Source organism: Pseudomonas sp. IPO3747, assembly GCF_013385245.1.
In the GTDB taxonomy this organism is placed as follows: domain Bacteria; phylum Pseudomonadota; class Gammaproteobacteria; order Pseudomonadales; family Pseudomonadaceae; genus Aquipseudomonas; species Aquipseudomonas edaphica.
On record NZ_JACAQL010000016.1, the window covers coordinates 1 to 20,585 of the forward strand.

Consider the following 20,585-nt stretch of genomic DNA (forward strand, 5'->3'; position numbering starts at 1 on the left):
CCGGTACTGACGTAACCCTGAAGTTGGATAACGGCTCGACTATCACCATCAAAGCGGGCGACACCGTTGGCTCCGTAACCGTCCCTGCGCCTAGCGATGACGTGTTCATCGACAAGAGCACTCAAACCGTCAAGATCACTGACACTGTTGGCGGTAACTTCGAGAAACTGGAAGTTGCAGGTAACGGCGCAACCACCACGATCAACGACACCATCGACAAAGTGGATGTAGTTCTGACTGCCACCACCACCGTTGGTGAAGGCGGCAATATCGTCTACACCGCCAGCCTTGTGGATAAAAACGGCGCGGCAGTGACCAACATCACCAACCCGCTGACCGTGACTTTGGACAATGGCCAGACCATTACCATCGGTGTGAACCAGTCGAACGGCAGCGTGACCGTTGTAGCTCCAGATGACGTGTACAAGGGCGACCAGACTGTCACTACCGCCATCACCAACGTGACCGGCGGCGCGCACTTCGAGAATCTGGTGCCAGGCACCACGCCGGTTAGCACCACCGTCACCGATACTCCGGGTACCGATAACACCACCACTGTGACACTGACGGCTCCGTCTGAAGTGAACGAAGGTGGTCAGATCACCTACACCGCTACGCTCTCCAATAAAGCGGGCACTGACGTCACGCTGAAGTTGGATAACGGCTCGACCATCACCATCAAAGCGGGCGACGCCGTCGGCACCGTGACCGTCCCTGCGCCTAGCGATGACGTGTTCATCGACAAGAGCACCCAGACGGTCAAGATCACCGACACTGCTGGCGGCAACTTCGAAAAACTGGAAGTTGCAGGTAACGGTGCGACCACCACGATCAACGACACCATCGACAAAGTCGATGTGGTCCTGACCGCCACTACCACCGTTGGTGAAGGCGGCAACATCGTTTACACCGCGTCGCTGGTCGACAAGTCGGGCAATCCGGTGACCAACATCACCAGCCCGCTGACCGTCACCCTGGACAACGGCAAAACCATCACCATCGGTGTGAACCAGTCCAGCGGCACCGTCACCACTGTTGCGCCTAACGACGTATACAAAGGCGACCAGACCGTTACCACCGCAATTAAGGGTGTAACTGGAGGCGAGCACTTCGAAAACCTGGTGCCGGGCACAACGCCGGTGAATACCACCGTCACGGACACACCTGGCACTGCAGACACCACGACCGTCACGCTGACCGCGCCAAGTGCCGTCAACGAAGGTGGCCAGATCACTTACACGGCAACCTTGAGCAACAAAGCGGGTACTGACGTCACGCTGAAGTTGGATAACGGCTCGACCATCACCATCAAAGCGGGCGACACCGTCGGCACCGTGACCGTCCCTGCGCCTAGCGATGACGTGTTCATCGACAAGAGCACCCAGACGGTGAAGATCACCGACACTGCTGGCGGCAACTTCGAAAAACTGGAAGTTGCAGGTAACGGCGCAACCACCACCATCAACGACACCATCGACAAAGTGGATGTGGTTCTGACCGCCACCACCACCGTCGGTGAAGGCGGCAACATCGTCTACACCGCCAGCCTTGTGGATAAAAACGGCGCGGCAGTGACCAACATCACCAACCCGCTGACCGTGACTTTGGACAATGGCCAGACCATTACCATCGGTGTGAATCAGTCGAATGGCAGCGTCACCGTTGTAGCACCAAACGACGTGTACAAAGGCGACCAGACCGTTACCACCGCCATCACCAACGTGACCGGCGGCGCGCACTTCGAGAATCTGGTGCCAGGCACAACGCCTGTTAACACCACAGTGACTGACACACCTGGCACTGCGGACACCACAACCGTCACGCTGACCGCTCCAAGTGCCGTCAACGAAGGTGGCCAGATCACTTACACCGCCACCTTGAGCAACAAGGCCGGTACTGACGTAACCCTGAAACTGGATAACGGCTCGACCATCACCATCAAAGCTGGTGACACCGTCGGCACCGTAACCGTCCCTGCGCCTAGCGATGACGTGTTCATCGACAAGAGCACCCAGACCGTCAAGATCACCGACACCGCTGGCGGCAACTTCGAGAAACTGGAAGTTGCAGGTAACGGCGCAACCACGACGATCAACGACACCATCGACAAGGTTGATGTAGTCCTCACCGCCACCACCACCGTTGGCGAAGGCGGCAACATCATCTACACCGCCAGCCTTGTGGATAAAAACGGCGCGCTGGTGACCAACATCACCAGCCCGCTGACCGTGACCCTGGACAACGGCAAAACCATCACCATCGGTGTGAACCAGTCCAGCGGCACCGTCACCGTCGTAGCACCCAACGACGTGTACAAAGGCGACCAGACCGTTACCACCGCCATCACCAACGTGACCGGCGGCGCGCACTTCGAGAATCTGGTGCCAGGCACTACGCCTGTTAACACCACAGTGACGGATACCCCAGGCACCACCGATCTCACCAGCGTCACGCTGACCGCACCAAGTGCCGTCAACGAAGGCGGCACCATCACCTACACCGCCACCTTGAGCAACAAGGCTGGCACCGACATGGTAGTCACGCTGGATAACGGTTCGAGCATCACCATCAAGCAAGGTGCGACCGTAGGCTCTGTGACCGTTGCCGCGCCTGGCGATGACGTGTTCATCGACAAGAGCACCCAAACCGTCAAGATCACCGGCACTACCGGCGGTAACTTCGAAGGCGTGACCATCACTCCGGGCGGCGCGACCACCACCATCAACGACACCATCGATGATGTGACCGTGGTACTCAAAGCCACCGGCTCGGTCGCTGAAGGCGGTCAGATTACCTACACCGCATCGCTGGTCGACAAGAACGGCGCGGCAGTGACCAACGTCGGTTCCGACTTGGTGGTAAGGCTGGATAACGGCTCGACCATTACCATCGGCAACGGCAAGTCCAGCAGCACCACCACGGCTGTTGCGCCTAACGACGCGTATGTCGGCGCCAACGATGTGAACAACAAGATTACCGGCGTAGTCAGCGGCGGCGACAAGTACGAACACCTGATCGTCGACGGCAGCACCGTCACCACCAAAGTGACGGATGTGGTCAACAACACCACCATCAGCATCACCGGCGACGCCTCGGTGACGGAAGGCGGTACTGCGCATTACACGCTGACCCTGAGCAACCCGGCGCAAACCGATGTGACCGTGACGCTCAAGTACAGCGGCACCGCCACCGACGGTTCGGACTTCAACGGCGTGTACACCGTGAAGATCCCGGCGGGTGCCAGCAGCGTGCCGTTTAACATCGCCACGATCGACGACAGGATCACCGAGCCGACCGAACAGATTGTCATCACTATCGACAAGACCACCGGCGGCAACTTCGAGAACCTGGTGGTCGGCAACGGCAGCGTCAGCACCAATATCATCGATAACGATGCGCCGCCGGTCATCGACCTGGACGCCAACAACTCCAGCGGCGCGACCGGTGCCGACTACAGAACCACGTTCACCGAAGGCACCGCCGGGCCGGGTGTGTCGATTGCCGACACCGATATCAAGATCACCGATCCGGACAGCACGATGCTGACCGGTGCGACGGTCACCCTGACCAACGCACAGGCCGGTGATGCACTGAACCTGGGCAACAGCGTCAATGGCATCATCGTCAGCACCAACAACCAGACGGGCACCATCACCCTGACGTTGTCGGGCAGCGCGACGCTGGCTGATTACATGCAGCGTATCCAGAACATCACGTTCACCAACAACAGTCACGACCCAAGCACCACGCCGCGGACCATCACCGTGACCGTGACCGATGGCGGCAACTATTCCAACGTTGCCACCACCACCGTTAACGTGGTGGCAGTCAACGATCCGCCAGTCGCCACCGGCAGCGCCGTGACCGGCACCGAAGACACGCCGCTGGCGCTGACCTGGGCCAACTTCGGCGTGACCGATGTGGATTCGCCACAAGCCAGCCTGGGCGTGAAAATCACCGACCTGCCGGTGGCCGGCAAGCTGCAATACCTGGCAGCGGATGGCACCACCTGGACCAACGTGACTGCCAACCAGACCTTCACCAAGGCCCAGATCGACGGCGGCCAGTTGCGCTTTATGCCTAACGCCAACGAGTCCGGCGCCGACGGTTATGGCGGCACCGGTGTTGGCAACAAGCAGGCTGATTATGCGCAGTTCAAGTTCCAGCCTACCGACGGCAAGGACCTGGGCAACAGCGCCACGGTGAAAGTCGATATCACACCCGTGGCCGATGCACCTACGCTGAACGTGGCCGATAACAATGTCGCCTCGACCGGTCTGATCAAACAGGGCTGGAACAGCATTGCCGGCCTCGGCACCAACGGGAACGGCGCGGCACCAGACGTACTGAAAAACGCCATCGACAACGCAGGTACGCCGAACAACACCAGTGTCGTCACCAATGTCGAGTCAGTCGACAATGTCAACGCCGGCTCTGGCTCCAAGATCTCCGGCCTGATGTACATGGAAGCTGGCAAGAGCTACACCTTCAGCGGCGTCGCCGATGACAGTGTGGTGGTCAACGTTGGCGGCAAAGACATTGCCAGCGGGCTATGGGCGACCAACAGCGGCAAATTCAGCGGCTCGTTTACGCCAACGGTCAGCGGTTACTACAGCCTCGAGATCTACCAAGCCAACCAAGCGGGGCCTGGCAGCTTTGACGTCAATCTGTCGATCAACGGCGGGGCGATTCAGAACTTGAGCACCAGCACCGTGCCGCTGTACACCGGCCTCACTGATTTGACCAACGCCGGTGTGACCGTGTCCGACCTGCATGGCAGCAACGGTGACGGTTATTACGTGGGCTACAAGCTTAACGAAGCCCAGGAAAACGGCACTGTGAAGCTGTCCAAGGTAACCACCGCGCTGACTGATACCGACGGTTCGGAAACCCTGAGCGTGAAGATCAGCGGCGTACCGGCAGGCTCGGTCCTCACCGACGCGTCCGGGCACACCTTCACTGCGACCAAAGGCGTGGGCGAAGTGAACGTCACGGGCTGGGACCTGAACACCCTGTCCATCAAGCCACCGACCTATTACAGCGGCCAGTTCAACCTGACCGTGACGTCGACCTCCACCGAAAGCCTCGGCGGTTCGGCGTCTACCACGGCGCAATTGCCAGTCACCGTGTACCCGGCAACCTACAACTCGGTGACGGGTACTTCGGGCAGCGACAACATTGTCGGCACTGACGGCAATGACATCGTCGTGGCCGATATCGGCGGCCTGAACGTGGTGCAAGGCAAGAACTACAACATCGCGTTCATGGTGGACAGTTCCGGCAGTATGAGCACCGCTTCGGTCAACGCGGCCAAAGCTTCGCTGACGTCGGTGTTCAACTCGCTCAAAGACAGCCTCGGCGCGAACACCTCGGGCACCGTGAACATCTTCCTGGCGGACTTCGATACCCAGGTGAACAAGTCGATCGCGATCAACCTTAACGATCCAAATGCACTGACGTTGCTCAAGTCCGTGCTGGATTCGATGGTGTCGGGTGGCGGTACCAACTATGAAGACGTGTTCAAGGCCACTGCGAACTTCTTCCAGAGTAACCTGGCAACCAGTAACACAAGTGCCACGAACCTGACGTACTTCATCACCGATGGTCAGCCAACCTACTACCAAAGCGGCGAGCAGACGAACCCGGTGGTGGTTGATTTCTATAGCAGCAACACCACCGATGGTCGCTTGGACGATTACATCAACACCAACAACTATGTGCTGGGCAACACCTTCAACATCAACGTCAATGGCACTAACCTGCAGTTGATCGACAGTCGTGGCCAGGTCCACCAGTGGGTGCAATACCGCGGTGGCAGTTGGTACGACAACGGCGTTATCGGCACCGTGCATGCCCAGGGCGACGGGACGTTTGAAGTCTCGTACCTCAACGGCAGCGGCAGCAGCACCGACTCGTCAACCACCAGCAATGCCAACAGCGGTTTTGCACTGCTCAAAGGCTTGTCGGCGGTTGAAGCCATCGGTATCAACGGCGACGTCAGCCTCAACGACCTCAAGCCTTACGACACCGATGGCAAGCCGCAAAGCAACATCGATCCGAAGGACCTGGCCAACGCGATCCTCGGCCACACCGAAGCCACGCTGCCAGGCGCCGACACCATCAGCGGTGGCGACGGCAACGACATCCTCTTCGGCGACCTGGTGAGCTTCAGCGGGATTACCGGTGAGGGCTACAACGCACTGCAGGCCTTTGTGGCACAGAAAACCGGTGTGGCCGTCTCCGCGGTAACCACCTCGAACGTGCACCAGTACGTCACCGAGCACTACGCGGACTTCGACGTCTCCGGCGCCAAGGACGGCAACGACACGCTGTTGGGCGGCGCAGGTGATGACATCCTGTTCGGCCAGGGCGGCAACGACCTGCTGGACGGCGGCAAAGGCAATGACATCCTGTTGGGTGGCACCGGTAACGACACCCTGATCGGTGGGCCGGGCAACGACATCCTGATCGGCGGCTCGGGTGCCGACACCTTCGTCTGGAAGGCGGGCGACTTCGGCAACGACGTGATCAAGGACTTCAAGGCCTCGGAAGGTGACCGAATCGATCTCAAGGATCTGTTGAAAGGTGAGACGGACAGCACCATCGACAACTACCTCAAGATCACCACGGTAGAAGGTGTGTCGACCCTGCAAATCAGCAGTGAAGGCAAGCTCAACGCCGCCGGCGGCCTGGCCAATGCCGATGTGACCATCAAGCTGGAAGGCAATGATTGGTCGCACACCAGCATCAACTCGCTGATCACAGGCGCCGACCCGACCATCAAGATCGACCACACCTCCTAAGCTGTGATTTATCGGCCGCCCGCAAGGGCGGTCGATTTGCTTGGGCGATACGTCGCTGGCCCTGGCGGCCGGTTGCATCGCATACTCGCGACCATAAACACAGCATTGACCTATGCTGGTGAACGCGTGTGGCTCATTTTCGAGGGATTCTTATGTTTTACGTGCAACGTGATGCACAGGGAGTGCTGAGTCGCGTGGAGGCCGCCGCCTTTGCCGATTCGACCGAAACCCTGCCGGCCGATCACCATGAGATCCAGGCCTGGTACGCCAACGAAGTGGTGGAAACCAGCCTGGCCCAGCTCAAACAAAGTGACATGGAGATGATCCGGGTACTGGACGACTTGATTCAGGTACTGACCCGCAAGGGCGTGATCAGCGTCACCGACCTGCCCCCGGCGGCCCAGGCCAAGCTGATGGACCGTAACCATGCACGGGAAGCGCTGGGTGGGTTGAGCCATCTGATCAATGATGAAGAGACTGGGTTGATCTGATTTCTTAAAGTCGAACCGGATCGAAATGTGGGAGCTGGCTTGCCTGCTCCCAGCCCGCACACACATTGGATTTGCATCACTTCCAGGGCGCAGGCTCACCAATCAACTGCCCCTGCACACCGAAAATCCCCATCTCGCGAATCACCTTCAATTCACCTTCGGTCTCCACGCGCTCGGCAATCAACGGCAAGTCGATGCTGTGGGCCGCGCGCTGGATCGCTTCGATAAACAGGCGTTTGTCGCTTTCCTGGTCGATGGCGCGGATGTAGCTGCCGTCGATCTTCAGGTACGCCAGGCCCAGGCGTGCCAGGTTGCCGATCATGCTGAAGCGCCCACCAAAACGCTGCAGACTGAGGGAGAAGCCCAACTCGCGCAGGCGCTGGGTCAACTGCTCCAGCAGAGCCTGCTCGGGTAATTGTTCTTCGCCAATCTCCAGGGTCAAGCGCGGGCCGAGGTTGCTGTGCTGGCGCAGCAACTCGACAATCCGGTTCAACGCCTGGGCATCCTGCAAGGTGGCCGCCGAGAGGTTCAGCGCCAGGCTGTGCGTATGGCTGGCCATCTGCTTGAGCACGTGTTCGAGCATCAGTCGGTCCAGGCGTGCAGTCCAGCCGAAACGCTCAAGCCACGGCAGGAAACGCCCGGCCGGGATGGTGTGGCCGTCGTCATCCTGCAAACGCGACAGCACTTTGTAGTGCAGCACCAATTGCGGGTCCTGGCTGGCGACAACCGGCTGGAAGTACAGCTCAAAACGCTGGTGGGTAAGGGCCTGGTCCAACAGCGTGTGCCAGGCATGGTGATCGTCACCGACACTGGCGGCGGCGCTGTGGTCCAGGCACACCCAACTGCTGTCGCCCTGCCCTTCGGCCTGGGCCAGAGCCTGGTCAGCCAGGGTCAGCAATGCCTGGGGCGAATCACCATGGTTGAATGGCGCAAGGCCAATGTAGGCCACCGGCGTGACGTCACTGGCACTGGTGGCCTGCAAGCTGAGCAGGGTGCTTTCAAGGTTTTGTGCCAATTGCAGCGCTTCTTCACGCACCAGCCCCGGCGCCAGAACCGCGAACTCGCCACCACGAATACGGGTGACGAGGTTGTGGGTTTCCGGGTAAGGCTCACACTGGCGCAATAATTGTTCGCCAACCGCTTGCAGCAACTGGTCGGTGCGCTGACCACCCAGGCGTTGGTTAAGGCCGGCCAGGTCCTTGACTCGCAGCAGCAGCAGGTAACCGGAGTTGGTGTCTTCCGGGTTACTGACGCGGGCGTTGAGCTGCATCTCGAAATAACGCCGGTTGGCGAGGCCGGTCAGGTTGTCTTGATAGGATTCGATGCGCAATTTTTCACTGCGCTCGGCCTGCTCCTGGAACAGCGCCTTGAGCTTCTCCACCATCTGGTTCATGGCCTGCACTACGCGCCGCAGTTCCGGCGTGCGGGGCAGATCCGGCAGGCTGAGAAACTCGCGGCGGGCGATGGCGTGGGACTGTTTGACCATGTAGTCCAACGGCTTCAACTGCCGACGAAGCAGCAATGCACCGAGCACCGCACTCACCGCGCCGCACAGCAGCAACCAGCCCAGGCTGCCCAAGGCGCTTTGCCAGAGCTTGGCCAGGGCGAACATCGGGTGGCTGACCACCTCCACGCGCGCCGCCTGCTCCCAGCCGCGGTTGACCAGTGCATCGCCACCGGCCGGTTCAAGGCCGATCAGCTTGACGAACCAGTTGGGCACGCCGTTGTTGTCCGGGATGCCGCTGCGTTCGACGATGGTTTTGTCGGTGGCTAAATCCACCACGCGGATGCTGGCGTAATAGCCACTGTCGAAAATCGAGCTGACCAGCAACTCCACCATCGCCGGGTCGTCGATATTGGGCGTCAGCGACAATGCCAGCGCAGTAGCCGCGTCCTGTGCATGGGAGCGCAATTGGTTGACGTATTGGGTGCGCGAGCTTTCCAGGCTGACCATGAAGCTGCCGCTGAAGGCGACCACCAGGAACAGACAGATTGCGATCAATAGTTGTTTGAACAGTGACATCCGATCAGTTACTCCTAGTTGGCAGGCTCGGCCGGGAAGCCTTCCGCACGCATTTTTTTCAACACATCCTGCCAACGCGACAAGCGTTTGGTATCACCGACTTTCTTGTTGCCCTTGGCGCCGGGCAGGTACAAGCCCTCGGCGTTGAATGAGTACACCGGCACCAGGTCGGTACGGCGGGTGGCCGGCAGGATCTCATCCATCAGGCTGTCGAGCACCAGCGGGATGGCATCGGGCGTCGGGTAATACGTCAGCACCATGTGCGCGCGATTCTGACGCAAAGCCTTAACGTAAGTAATGCGCAATTTGTCGCTGGAGACGCCCAGGTGGCGCAGGCTGAAATACTTGGCGATTGCGTAGTCCTCGCAATCTCCTGCACCCTTCCACAGCGCTTCGATGGGGGTTTCCCAATAGTCGACCACGTGCCAGAGGTCGATGTCTTCTACGTAGCTCATTTGCTTGTTGAAGAACAGGTTGACGACCTTGAGCTGCTCCTGTTCATCGACCTTCTTTTCAGTCGCCAACAGGCGCTGCCAGGCGTCGATGCGCTGTTGGCCCTCGCCGAGCGGCCCGTACAGAGCCGTGGCTTTGCGGCTGATCTGCGAGAAATCCCAATCGGCATGCAGCCCGCCGGGCATCAGGCCAGCGAGCAAAGTCGCTGAAAGTAGCCAGCCGACTATTCGAGAGGGAATAAAACTTACCGCCAAGGCGTTCAGTCCGTGAAGGGAGACGGAATTTCAGGGATGGTGAAGCTTCGATCAACAAAAAACAATGGCACAGTGCAATCATTCATGAGGGGTTCGAGTTTATAAACACCGCTTGTGGGACTCACAAAGTTCCGCCTGTAAGCCCTTACAAACTGAAACTTTGGCTGTTTGACAAGCGCGCGACCCATCTCTAGTGTGCTTTGGATCCAATTAAACACACTCCATTCAAGAAGGGAGGATAGCGTAACCGTGACGCAGAAGCCGAACCCATTAAGCAGCATCAAAATCAGCGGGCCTATTCCCGCCCATCTTGCACGCGCCGTTATTGAAGAAACGTTGCGCAATGCCATTCTCGACGGCAGGTTGCCCTGTGGTACCGCGATGCGCCAGCAAGAATTGGCCAGCCTGTTCGGCGTCAGCCGCATGCCCGTGCGCGAAGCCTTGCGCCAGCTGGAAGCCCAGTCCTTGCTCCATGTGGTAACCCACAAAGGTGCTGTGGTTGCGCCGTTGATCCAAGACAATTCGGCCGAGACCTATGCCCTGCGCATGTTGCTGGAATCCGAAGCGCTGCGCCTGTCAATTCCGTTGCTCACCGACGCAGACATTGCCGAGGCTGAAGCCTGCATCAATGCGTTGGAACAAGAGCGTGACTATGCCGAGATTGGCCGGCTCAATCGTCTGTTCCACATGGCGTTGTATGGCAAGGCGCCCAACCAGCGGTTGCTCAATCTGGTTGCGCACGGCTTGAATGAGGAGGAACGCTTTCTGCGCTTCAACCTCGAAGCGATGGGCCTGGGCGAGACATCCCAGGAAGATCACCGTGAATTGCTGAACCTGGTGGTGCACAAGAAAGTCGACGAAAGCATCCTGACGCTACGCAATCACCTGATGCGCGGCATGGAAGTGATCAATACCTACCTCGATAGCCTTGAGGGCACCGCAAAAAAAACTTCACAGTAAGGGTTTACACCGCCCTTTCTTGCCACGTTAACGCTATGGGGTATCTATCCTCTCAGGAAGTGCCCCACGTTTATGCGCCACGTTGAGATTAACATTCAAATAAGCCCACGCTTGCTAAAGAAACTTCTCACACACTTGCACACTACTTGATCACGACTAGTTCCTTCCCGCAAAAACATTTAATACTTTCATCGGTTTATCCAAACGTTTAATCGGATTATTATCTTTCACCCATAAAAGAACACTTCATTCGGCAGTGCCAACCTATGTCAGGTTAGCGCTGTACGCGTGGCTTGCCTAAACGCAGGCCATCCGCTTTTCATTACAAAACCCCATTACTGTTTCCAGAGCAGTCGCAACAACTTATAGGCGTCAACCATGCATCAACATTTGCTTGAACAAAAAAAACTACAGCTATGCAGCCATCCGTTATTTGCAGAAATAACTTCACTTAACAAGTTACAAATTTTTATGGAGCAGCATGTATTTGCTGTTTGGGACTTCATGAGCTTGGCTAAACGCCTGCAGCAGGATCTGACATGCATGCAATTGCCGTGGCTGCCACCCGCTGACCCGCAAAGCGCACGCCTGATCAATGAAATAGTGCTTGGCGAAGAGTCAGACGAACATCCAACGCGTGGCCACTGCAGCCACTTCGAGCTATATCTGGAGGCGATGACCGAGACCGGCGCAGACACCTCAGCCATCCAACGCTTCATTGAACTGCAGCGCCAAGGCGTCCAGGCAGATGCTGCGATGCAAAGGGTCAATGTACGCCCTGGCGTAACGCGCTTCGTCAGCAGCACCTTGCAGATCGCGCTGAACGCGCCCGCCCACTGTGTGGCAGCGACGTTCCTGCACGGCCGCGAGAGCGTCATCCCATCGATGTTCGAACGTATTCTGCAGGGCGACGCCTTCATGGCGCGTCAGGCACCGTTGTTCTGTCACTACCTCAGCCGTCACATCGAACTGGACACCGAGGATCATGGCCCAGGCGCAGAGCAGTTACTCCAGCGCTTGATCGGTGCCGACCCCAAGCGCCAACGCGAAGCGGATGAAACCGCCATCAGCGCCATAGAAAACCGCCTCGGTTTCTGGGACGACGTACATGCCTCCCTACACGAGGTGCGACCATGAACACCGCAGACTACCGCTCGTTTGCCGAAGATTGGGAACGTCGCGCCACCATCCGCACGCGCCCCCGGCGCCTGCTGGAAAACGACGATCGCTTGATCTTTCCGCTCTGCCGCCAACCCTTGGTGCTAAACGCAACTTTTGTCGAGCATTGCCCGCAGTGGCGCGACTTCGTGTTGACGCAAAGTTTCTACAAATTCATTAATGACGTGGTGATCTTCGAAACCGAGATCGTCGACAAGACCGCCCGCAGCATTGCCAAGAATCGCTTTGCACTGCCCTTCCCCCTTGCCTGTCGCATTGATGCGATGACGGTCGTGGTCGATGAGGATTACCACGCGCTGGTCGCGTTGGACTTCCTGCAACAGACCATTGAACTGACCGGCATACAACCGCTCGAGCTGCCCACGCAAATCGAACTGAGCCGGGCCTTGCCGGCCGCCCAGGCGCTTGCCCCGCAACACCTGCACGACGCTGTAGCGTTGATTGGCGTGGCCATCGCCGAGAACACCGTCACCCACGATGTAGCGGCGTTTGCCAAGGACGATAGCGTCAAACCTTCGATTCGCGGCTTGATGGCCGACCACTTGTTTGACGAGGGGCGTCACGCCCAGTTCTGGACGCAGCTGGTGCGTCTCTACTGGCAGGCGGCTAGCCCGGCAGACCGCGACAGCATCGCCGCAGTCCTGCCGACCTTCTTGACCCACTACCTGACCAACACGCTGCACAAAGGCTTCGACCTTCAGCTTGTCGAGCACCTGGACGTAGGCACCGACATCCGCCAGGCACTACGCGACGAAGTCACGGCCCTGCACTTTCCCATCACCCGCCAGCACCCGCTGCTCGGCAATATCATGGGGTTCCTGCATAACAGCGGCGTGCTGCACACGCCAAGCGTCGCCCGCGCGTTGAGCGACTACCTGCCCGAGTCGGGGAGGCAGACATGCGACGTCTGAGTATCGGATGGGCCGGCACCAGCCACGCCCTGATTGCGCTGAAGCAAGTGCTCGAAGAATACGGACACGCCAGCGTGACACAAGCCTTCGACCTGTTTATCGAGGACGGCACTCAAGCGCCGCTCGCATACTGTGCCGCAACCCGATGGTTAAGCCTGCGGTTGGGTATCGGCCCGGTGTACGAAGGCGGCCTGCCCTCACTGCAGTTACGCTGCTATGACCGTGACCAACGCGTGCTGGCGGTACATAACGTTGCCGAGGAGCCCAGCGGCAACGGCCAGCGATTGCGCCGGCAGGCGACAAGCTCACTCGTGGAGTGGGCCACCTCGCTGGTCAGCGGCTTCTCGAGGGACGCGGGCTTTTTTGCCGCCAGCAGCACCATTAACCTCTGGCCTGAACAAAGCTTGCACGGACTGGATGCCCTTGCGTTTATGCACCGGTTCAATCGCACCGACCAGCCAGCCTTGTTGCTGGCTGCCCAGGTGCCGATGATCGAGCGATTGCAGGCCGGTCTGCACGCCTTCGCCGAGCGCCCGGCGCTGAACATCGCGGGTAGCGTGCTGACCTACCGCCAATTGCAGCTTCGCGCCTTGTCGATCCAGCAACGCCTGCACCCTCTACTGGAAGGCGTTGAGACGCCGGTGGTTGGCGTGTGCCTGGAAAAGTCCGTCGAGTTGTATGCCAGTATTCTCGCAGTACTCGGTTGCGGCGCGGTGTATCTGCCACTGGCTCCGGATCATCCGCCGCAACGCCAGCAGGCCATGCTGGAACACAGCGGCGCCAAGGTATTGCTGGATGACGGCCGACACCCTTTGCGCGAGCAGTTCACGACACTGAGTGTCGGCAATATTGACTCCAACCACGCCGACATCACGCAGCCATTGATACAACGCCGCCCCGACATCGACGCTCCGTGCATGGTGCTGTTCACCTCGGGCACCACCGGCCAGCCCAAAGGCGTACTACTGAGCCAGGGCAATCTTGCGCATTTCACCAGCTGGACCGGCGCCAGCCTGGCGTTGGATGAACACAGCCGTGTCCTGCAGTTTTCGCCACTGAGTTTCGACTCATCACTGATCGATATCTTCCCGGCCCTGATCGCCGGTGCCGAGTTGATCGTCCCAACCGAAGAGCAGCGGCGCGACCCTCAGCAACTGGTCGAGTTGATTCGCCAACAGCGCATCAGCCATGGTTTTTTGCCGCCGGCGCTACTGAGCATCCTGCCGTTGGATCAGCCCCTGGGCCTGACCCATCTGGTGACCGGCGGCGATGCCTGCGAACCCTATGTGATCGAACGGCTGGCGGGCCAGTGCCAGTTGCACAACCTCTACGGCCCTACCGAGACCACGGTGCTGGTCAGCCACCGGACGTTGCGCCCCGGTGACAGCAATCGCAACGTGGGGCGCCCCATTGCCAACAGCCAGGTGCTGATCCTCGATGACGCGCTGCAACCGGTGGATGAGCAGGTCATGGGCGACCTTTACATCACAGGCCCTGGCGTAGGGCTGGGGTATGTGACCACGCCGCCGCCCGGGGGCAACCCGTTCGTTGAGCTTACGTTGCCGGGCGGCCAAGCGCTGAGGGCCTACCGCAGCGGTGACCGGGCCAAATGGACGGCGGACGGTATAGAGCTGGGCGGACGACGGGACGATCAGGTGAAAATCCGGGGCTTTCGCGTCGAACCCCAGGAGATCGAACAGTGCCTGCGCAGCAGTCGGCTATTTCGCCAAGTGGCGGTGGTGATCGACCGTGACCGACGGATTTTAGCTTTTGCCGCCCAGCCCGAGGCCGACACAACGGTGACGGATCTGAAGCAGCATGCAGAGCAGTGGTTGCCGGCTTACATGCAACCCGAGCGCTGGACAGAGCTGCCGGGCATGCCCTGCACCGGCAATGGCAAAATTGACCGCCAGGCGTTGCTGACGGTGCTCGGGCACGCGATGCCGCGCACCGCCCGCGCCTCGGCGCAAACGCCGCTGCAAACGCAACTGGTGACCCTGTGGAGCGAGTTGTTGGGCGTGCCTGGCGTTGATCTTTGTATTGATGAGAGTTTTTTCAATCTGGGCGGCCATTCCATCTTGCTGTCGACCTTGCTGCTGCGATTGCGCGAACAGTTTGGCCGCAGCCTTTCTTTGAACCGTTTTTTTGAAGCACCGACGATTCGTTCGCTTGCCTTGCTGATGGAAGACGCCGCACCGTCTTACACACCGTCATGCCAGATGGAAAAGGACGCATGCCAGGCGCTGAATGTAGAAATCCTGCCAGAGCGGTCCGCTGGGGATCCGCGCAAGGTGATCGTCACGGGTGCAAACAGCTTCGTGGGTGTGCATCTGGTCGAAGCGTTGTTGGCGGGTGGAGCACGGGAGGTGGCATGCCTGGTGCGTGAACGCCCGGGGCACTCGGCGCCAGCGCGGTTTGCACAGGCACTGCGCGAGTACCACCTGGAGCATCTGGACCTGAGCCGTGTGCAGGTTTATGCCGCTGACATGAGCCAGCCTCGTCTGGGCCTGGCCTGCGATGTCTATGACCACCTCGCCCGAAACCATGGTGTGTTGGTGCACAACGCAGCCAGGGTCAACCATGTGCTGGACTATGCCTCACTTGCCCGGGATAACGTCGAACCCGTGCTTGAGTGCCTGCGCCTGTGTGAAACCCACAGCAAGAAAGTCTTCAACTTCATCTCGACGCTGTCAGCCTGCAGCAGCATCGACGCTCAGGGTCACATCCTCGAAGCACCGGCCGTGGCCACGTTGCCGCTCTACCTCAAGAATGGCTACAACCTTTCCAAGTGGGTTGCCGAGCGGCTGCTGGGGCGTGCGGTCGAACAAGGTGCCTGGGTGAATATTCATCGACCGGGGAATATTGCGTTCAACAGCCACAACGCTATTTGCCAGCCGCAAAACAACCGCCTGATGCTGATGCTCAAGGGGTCGCTGCAGTTGGGCCTCGCGCCCAGCCTGGAAGTGAATTTTGACTTGATGCCGGTGGACTTTCTCGCACGTTTCGTCGCGTTTCACTGCGGTCAATTCGCGGCACGGCGAAACGTCTTCAACCTGCATAACCCGCAGCCTTTGAGCTGGGACCATTACCTGGATGCATTCAGCCAGGCCGGCCATCTTTTCGAACGGGTGAGCGTCGCGCAGTGGCAAAAGATGCTGCCAACGGTGGGGCCTGATAACGCGCTGTTTGGCGTACTGGGTTTTTACCTGGATGACCTCGCGGAAGATATCAGCGACGTCTCGATGATTTGTCACGACAACGCACGCCAGGGTGTGGCAGCGATGGGCGAACAGTACCCGCGAAAGGACCCTGCGCTGTTGCGCAAAGGCTGCGACCACCTCAAGGCCATTGGCTTTCTTTGACAGGACTCCTTATGGAACCGCTGCAACCCGATACATTGATCCGTAACCCGAATGGCGCGCCGCTGATAGCGTGTGTTGACGTCGCGTGCGATGCCGCAAGCCTGTGGAGTGTGGTGGGAAATTTTGCAGGCTTTGATGCCTTCATTCCTGCCCTGTCGCACATCGAAATGACGGGAACCGGCGTAGGCGCATTACGCACCAAATTTTTCCATGATGGGCATCGCGTCGTTGAGCAACTCAACAGCCGTGACGACGAAGCGATGTGCATGACGTGGACCACCCTCTACAACACCTTGGGGGTCGCGCGGCTATGGGCCGCCATGCGTGTGGAAGCACTTGGCGCCAAACACGCCAGGGCGACCTGGACGCTGATTGGCGAACCGGTTGATACACCGCAGGCGGAGTTCGAGCAGTTTGCGCAGGCTTTTGCCGACAGCGCCTTGGAGAATGTGCGCCGGATGTTCGACTGATCAGCAGGAGCGAGAGGCCTCGCTCCTGCCAAGCCGGGTCAGATCTTGAAGCTGTCGACCAGTTGCTTCAATCGACTGGCCTGCTGCGACAACGCATCGCAGTCCTTGAGCGTTTCGTTGAGGTTGACGACACCTTGCTGGTTCAACAGATTGATCTGGTTGATATCAACGTTGAGGGTTTCAACCACTGCGGTCTGCTCTTCGGTAGCCGCCGCAACCGATTGGTTCATGCCATCGATCTCGACGATTCGCTGCGTCACGCTGACCAGGCGCTCACCCGCCTGGTTGGCCACTTCAACGCTTTCTTCGCTGGAGACCTGGCTGGCGTTCATGGTGGTCACGGCTTCACGCGAGCCCACTTGCAGCGAAGTGATCATCTTGTGGATCTCTTCGGCCGATTCCTGGGTACGGTGCGCCAGGTTGCGCACTTCATCGGCAACCACGGCAAATCCGCGCCCGGCTTCACCGGCACGCGCAGCCTCGATCGCCGCGTTGAGCGCCAGCAAGTTGGTTTGCTGAGAGATGCCTTTGATCACATCCAGGATGTGCCCAATGTTATCGGTGCTGGCGTTGAGGGTTTCGATCTGCGTACAGGACAAGCTGATCTTTTGCGACAGTTCCGACATGGCCAGGATGGTTTGCTCCACCACCTTGCGCCCGTCATCTGCTTGCTCGCTAGCACCGCTGGCATGTTGCGATGCATCGGCTGCGTTGCGGGCGATTTCCTGGGTGGCGGCGCCCAGCTCGTTGATGGCGGCTGCCACGCTGTTGGTGCGCGCGCTTTGCTCGTCCGAGCCGATGATTGAAGCGTTGGAAGACGCCATGACGCGCTGTGACAGGTCGTGCACCTGACGCGTAGCCGAAGACACTTCGGAAATCGAGGCATGGATGCGCTCGACGAATTGGTTGAACGCACTGCCCACTTCGCCGAACTCATCTTTGCTGGTCACGTCCAGGCGGCGGGTCAAATCGCCTTCGCCCTGGGCGATGTCCTGCATGGCCACGCCCATAGTGGTCAGCGGGCGCAACAGCACTTGAATCAGCAGGCTAAGCAGCACGGCGATCGCCACCACGGCGATCAACATGGCGATCAGTGCCGATGTACGGAATTTACTCAGTGGTGCGTAGGCTTTGTCTTTGTCGATCGACAGGCCGATGTACCAATCCGCGCCCGGCAAACCGCTGATCGGGGTAAATGACAGAATGCGGTCCTGGCCGTTGAGTACAACGTCCTGGCTGACCTTCTCGATACGCAGGCTGGTGCCCGGGTAGATGTCCTTGAGGTTCTTCATCACCTGGTCCTGGTCAGGACTGACGATGACCTGGCCATCGGCGCTGACCAGGAACGCATGGCCAATACCCCCGAAGTCCACCGAATTGATGATCTTCACCAGGGTTTGCAGACTCAGGTCACCGCCGACTACGCCGAGCAGCTCGCCGTTCTTTTTGACCGGCAGGGCGATGGTCACGATTTGCCCGCCAACCGCCGCCATATAAGGCGGAGTGAGCATGGTTTTATCGGCCGCGACCGCCTGCTTGTACCAAGGGCGCTGACGAGGGTCGTAATCGTCGGGCATTTTGGCGTCAGGGCGCTGCGTAAATACGCCGTTGGTTTGGCCGACATAGGTGAACTGGAAGTTCGAGGTGAGCGCGGGCTGGTCGACCAGCCCTGGCAGGTCAGCACCGCTGCCCTGGTGAGCAACGTTTTGCGCCAGGCTTTCGAGGACCAGGATGCGGCCACTGAGCCAGTTCTGCACGCTGCTGGCCGTGAGTTCGCCCGATTGTTGAATGGACGACTCAAGGTTTTGTTTGATGGTGCTGCGCTGCAGGTAATCGTTGTAGAGGGTAAATAGCGCGAAGGCCAGAACCACGACGCCTGACGCGGCCAGTAGAATTTTATGACTGAACTTGAGATTCATTTCATCGACTTCTTTTGCCAAAGGGGGGTGAGCGTGCCGAGTGGAACATTCCATGTAACGGGATAGGCGGACTCTTCGGCCGCTCTATTTCGGTGCACGCATGGCTCGTCAGGCTTTCGGCCACTTCAGGAGAAATCTTAGAGATTTGTGAGAAGCATCCTGATTTTGAGTAGGAAACCGACCAGCGGTAGACGCTCAGGGTTCGGCGCTGCAAATTTTTTCTGCCCTCGCGACAATGCGACTAATTGTCATTTGTGACACTTGGCCAGGCCTGTGTGAGTGCCCTCTACTGACTACATTGCGCGCGAAAGGGTTGTACACACGCTTTGCAGCACCCACCACAACGGGCTCAACACTTGTCTGCGCAGTCGCTTGGGCAAGGGCGGCGATTCCTGGGGCGCATGCGGCACTGGAAAACGTCGCACAAGGCTTGGGCCGACGACGGGCACTGAAGGTGTTGTCGAGTGTGGTGTTGGTGGGGTCCGCGGCGTGGATAAGCCGGGACATGACCGGCTGGCAGCGCTGGACCTCCGACTTCGCAACCGCCACCGGCGAGCGGCGCAGCGTGCAATTACCGGACGGCACACGCCTGCAACTCAACTCCGACAGTACGGTGTACCTCACCTTCAATCCGCAACAGCGCCTGATCACATTGGTGCGCGGGAAAATCCTGGTGACCTGCGGTTCGCCATCGTCAGCACCTTTGCTGGTACACACTCGCCACGGCTTGCTCGAAGGCATCGATGGGCGTTTTACCGTTAGCCAAGACAGCGAGTGCACACGCTTGAGCGTGGTCAGCGGCAATGTGGTCATCCATTCACCGCAGACGGCCGATGGGCTGATTGTGACGCGAGACATGCGCCAGGCTGACTTGGTGTCGGATGTGGAGCGCTACCGTCAGGGTTACCTGGGCTGTGCGGCGGATATCGGCGACTTGCGGCTATCAGGGGTTTTCCGCTTGGACGACACCGACAAGTTGCTGACGATCGTTGCGCAAACACTGCCAGTTCAAGTGCGCTATCGCACACGTTGGTGGGTGAGCCTGGAACGCCTGGCCTGACTTTTTCAGTTTTTGTTGGCGGCTTTTTTCCGTGAGTACGGCTTAGACAGTAAGCCTCTTTATCTGCCTTGACCGGCCTCTACGGACCTTGATCATGACTGTGCGCTTTCTCAACGACTCACCAGACTCCTCCTACCATACGTTGTTTGACGCTTCAGGAGGATACGACTTGGGCAAAGTGGGCTTGAAGGGTGTGGATGTAAGGCTCAATGCCAACAACCTGACCAATGAGAGTTATGTGGCGTCCTGTGCCAGCCTGAACTTTTGCTATCTGGGTGAAGAGCGTAATGTCAGTGCGGCGGTCAGCTATCAGTTCTGATCCGTTAAAGCTTCTAACAAGCCGGCGCCTGATTCCTGGTGCCGGCTTTTTTGTGGGTGCCGTCAGGTTGCCTTTGTCCGGCCCAGACGTATATGTGGGCGATCTGCAGCCGGGGCATTATCATCCCCCCTAAACGACAAAACCCCTGTCTGCGTTAGCAATCAGGGGTTTTGGAATTTAATCTTGACGATGACCTACTCTCACATGGGGAAACCCCACACTACCATCGGCGATGCATCGTTTCACTACTGAGTTCGGGATGGGATCAGGTGGTTCCAATGCTCTATGGTCGTCAAGAAATTCTGTGTACCAGCCCGTTGCGCTTGCAACGTGCCGGTGAAATTCATGGACTTCTACATAAACAAAACCCCTGATTGCGTT

The 20,585-nt window shown here is 58.8% G+C and carries 10 protein-coding genes, 1 rRNA gene and 2 pseudogenes; 9 read left to right on the forward strand and 4 right to left on the reverse strand.

Features of this window, described 5'->3' with window-relative positions:
• The coding region (locus HX790_RS20200) for an immunoglobulin-like domain-containing protein (protein WP_256351607.1) at nucleotides 1-6,803 on the forward strand (6,803 nt) is incomplete at its 5' end.
• A gap of 152 nt (nucleotides 6,804-6,955) precedes the next feature.
• Nucleotides 6,956-7,294 carry a hypothetical protein gene (locus tag HX790_RS20205; RefSeq protein ID WP_017134430.1) on the forward strand — a complete coding sequence of 113 codons (339 nt, stop codon included), beginning with the start codon at nucleotides 6,956-6,958 and terminating at the stop codon, nucleotides 7,292-7,294.
• Between the two features lie 76 nt (nucleotides 7,295-7,370).
• Here HX790_RS20205 and lapD read toward each other — a convergent pair whose 3' ends face one another.
• Entirely contained in the window at nucleotides 7,371-9,317 is a 1,947-nt protein-coding gene (gene lapD, locus HX790_RS20210; RefSeq protein ID WP_017134431.1) for a cyclic di-GMP receptor LapD, read from the reverse strand.
• A 14-nt stretch (nucleotides 9,318-9,331) separates the two neighbouring features.
• Nucleotides 9,332-9,955, reverse strand: coding sequence for a cysteine protease LapG (gene lapG, locus HX790_RS20215; protein WP_370589355.1), 624 nt, complete (start codon nucleotides 9,953-9,955; stop codon nucleotides 9,332-9,334).
• A gap of 318 nt (nucleotides 9,956-10,273) precedes the next feature.
• Here lapG and HX790_RS20220 point away from each other — a divergent pair, with 318 nt between their 5' ends.
• The 5 genes from HX790_RS20220 to HX790_RS20240 all read left to right on the forward strand — a co-directional run bounded on the left by HX790_RS20220 (nucleotide 10,274) and on the right by HX790_RS20240 (nucleotide 16,906).
• Nucleotides 10,274-10,984: a GntR family transcriptional regulator gene (locus HX790_RS20220; RefSeq protein WP_017134433.1), complete on the forward strand. Its 711-nt coding sequence runs from the start codon at nucleotides 10,274-10,276 to the stop codon at nucleotides 10,982-10,984.
• A 378-nt stretch (nucleotides 10,985-11,362) separates the two neighbouring features.
• Nucleotides 11,363-12,121 (forward strand): DUF3050 domain-containing protein, encoded by a 759-nt coding sequence (locus tag HX790_RS20225; protein WP_176992006.1) that lies wholly within the window; start codon nucleotides 11,363-11,365, stop codon nucleotides 12,119-12,121.
• Nucleotides 12,118-13,074, forward strand: a complete 957-nt coding sequence (locus HX790_RS20230; RefSeq protein ID WP_170039334.1) for a diiron oxygenase — start codon at nucleotides 12,118-12,120, stop codon at nucleotides 13,072-13,074. Before HX790_RS20225 ends, HX790_RS20230 begins: the two co-directional genes overlap by 4 nt.
• Nucleotides 13,062-16,436 (forward strand): amino acid adenylation domain-containing protein, encoded by a 3,375-nt coding sequence (locus HX790_RS20235; protein WP_176992007.1) that lies wholly within the window; start codon nucleotides 13,062-13,064, stop codon nucleotides 16,434-16,436. Before HX790_RS20230 ends, HX790_RS20235 begins: the two co-directional genes overlap by 13 nt.
• Before the next feature lie 11 nt (nucleotides 16,437-16,447).
• Nucleotides 16,448-16,906, forward strand: a complete 459-nt coding sequence (locus HX790_RS20240; RefSeq protein WP_176992008.1) for an SRPBCC family protein — start codon at nucleotides 16,448-16,450, stop codon at nucleotides 16,904-16,906.
• Between the two features lie 38 nt (nucleotides 16,907-16,944).
• Here HX790_RS20240 and HX790_RS20245 read toward each other — a convergent pair whose 3' ends face one another.
• Nucleotides 16,945-18,825, reverse strand: a complete 1,881-nt coding sequence (locus HX790_RS20245; RefSeq protein ID WP_017134438.1) for a methyl-accepting chemotaxis protein — start codon at nucleotides 18,823-18,825, stop codon at nucleotides 16,945-16,947.
• Between the two features lie 382 nt (nucleotides 18,826-19,207).
• Between HX790_RS20245 and HX790_RS20250 the strand changes: the two are divergent.
• Together HX790_RS20250 and HX790_RS20255 are read left to right on the forward strand one after the other, a co-directional pair.
• A pseudogene (locus HX790_RS20250) lies at nucleotides 19,208-19,885 on the forward strand (FecR domain-containing protein); the annotation flags it as partial.
• A gap of 136 nt (nucleotides 19,886-20,021) precedes the next feature.
• A pseudogene (locus HX790_RS20255) lies at nucleotides 20,022-20,204 on the forward strand (hypothetical protein); the annotation flags it as partial.
• Nucleotides 20,205-20,385: 181 nt separating this feature from the next.
• On the opposite strand, the gene rrf reads toward HX790_RS20255, so the two are convergent.
• A 5S ribosomal RNA gene (rrf, locus tag HX790_RS20260) occupies nucleotides 20,386-20,501 on the reverse strand.
• Nucleotides 20,502-20,585: the final 84 nt, after the last annotated feature.